The 1,820-nt window shown below is 57.0% G+C and carries 2 protein-coding genes; both read right to left on the bottom strand.

Annotated features, from left to right (window positions below; genetic code table 11):
* Nucleotides 1-512 (bottom strand): ATP-binding protein (locus tag HMPREF0308_RS12605; RefSeq protein WP_005532217.1); only part of this gene is annotated, 512 nt, incomplete at its 3' end.
* A 6-nt stretch (nt 513-518) separates the two neighbouring features.
* The coding region (istA, locus tag HMPREF0308_RS12600; protein ID WP_005532215.1) for an IS21 family transposase at nt 519-1,820 on the bottom strand (1,302 nt) is incomplete at its 5' end.

Below are 1,820 nucleotides of genomic sequence, written 5' to 3'. Positions count from 1 at the left end.
ATGAGTACATCAATGTTTTGTAGCCTGCGCATTTTAGCTACGTAGCGTTCATCTGCCGGCGGGAAGGCCGCTAATTCATCGACGAGCTGATCCAGTCGGTAGTAGGCGACGCTGTATTCGGCCTGGCAGGCAGCAATACCGATAGCGCAGGCGATGTAGGTTTTACCTGCACCGGTCGGTGCCAGGACGTGCACATTGGAAGGTTCGTCGCGCCAGGGTGTTGCGGCCAGTCGTTTGAGCTGGCGTAGATTCAACCTTCGTTCATCGGGGTTGATCAGCTCGGCGAGTGTTGCTCCCGGATAGCGGAATTTGGCTTGGGCTATGGCTTTGACGATGTTGGTTTGCCGACGCTTGGCTGCGGTTTCTTCCACTGCCTTTAAGAAGATCTCCTCTGGTAGAGCGGTGTTGGCGTCATCGGCAGCGGCCAGGTCGAAGAAGATATCGGCGAAGGTCGACAGACGCAGTTTACGCAGTGTAGCGCGCATGTCGTCGTCAAGATTGATGGTGGTCATGGTGGTCTAGGCCTCCTTCTTCGAGGTCGCGGTTGGGGTGTCGTAGTAGCTGGCGGGGCGCAGGAACACTGCATCAGGGATGGCGGTGATATCTACAGTGCGCGACTGGCCTTGATCGACCTGGACTGCTGGCGTTTGGTTAAGGGTGTGACCGTTGCGGGCGATGTCGGCTTGAATCCGTGCGATGACCTGCATGTTGGGTGCCAGGTTATGGTCGATGACTTGCTGGCAGGCAGGCTCTAGCGTGGTCTTGTTGTGCTTGTTTCCCAGCTTGACGAGTACGTTGCGGGCGGTATGCAGTCCGCGGGGTATGGCTTTGGCGTTGCGGTCCAAGATTGATAAGACAACCTTGGTGGTTGCCGACCCAAACGACGAGGCCCGAGCAAGCAGCTCGTTGCGGGTAAGAGGTTTGATCCCAGCGATATCCTTGTCCGGGGTATGTGCCGGATCGGTGCAATAGCGGTACTTGAACCCGTGCATGCGCGAGTGTTCTGCAACCAGCTCGTCACCGTCGAAGATGCTGACCAGGCTGTTGGTCAGCCGTGCCCGCAGAGTCTTGCCGATGTACTGAAACGGCACCGAGTAGTACTGGTAATCGCAGCAGATATGCCAGTTACGGTCGACTTTGACAGCCCGCCAGGACACTTCCGTAAACGGAGTATCCGGCAAGTCACGCATCATGGGTGCTTCATCCGCATCAAATAGCTCCCTGCGAGTGAGCCCATCAGGCCTAGGCATGTTCATGTTGATGTCGTCGACGCGCTGGGCGATAGTCTCGTTGAGCTCATCGAGGCTGTAGAAGGTCATCCCGTCGAAGTAGCCGAGGATGCGCGTGTAGACGAGTTGGACGGCACGTTCCACAGCAGCTTTATCCCGAGGTTTTCCAGGCCGGGCTGGCACGAGGAGGATGTCGTAGTAGTCGGCGAAGTCGGCGTAGCGTTCTTGGATGCGCCGGCCGGGCTTGTTCTTCACCGGACGGTAAGTCGCGGTCGGTGCGTTATCGGGCACGATGATGCCAGGACGTTTGCCGAGGTAGTCCAAGGCTTTCACATGGCAGGAAATCCAGTTGTCCATCTTCTCGTTAGCTGTTGCTGTCACAAACAGCAGTGAAGAATACGGGCAGATGGCCACGAATAAGCTGGCTTTCATGCCGACGTCGCCGGTGGCTTTATCGATGATGGAAACCTTGTCGCCGGCCCAGTCGACGTAGAGTTCCTGGCCTGGCTCGTGTTCGATAATCGAGGTCATTCCAGAGGTGCGGATGTGGGTGCGCAGTCGTTCGCAGAACTGGGAGTACTGATACTTCGA

The sequence above is a fragment of the Corynebacterium striatum ATCC 6940 genome (genome assembly GCF_000159135.1).
Classification (GTDB): domain Bacteria; phylum Actinomycetota; class Actinomycetes; order Mycobacteriales; family Mycobacteriaceae; genus Corynebacterium; species Corynebacterium striatum.
The sequence above is the reverse complement of the archived record's forward strand: the minus strand, read 5'-3'. Positions and strand labels throughout refer to the sequence as shown.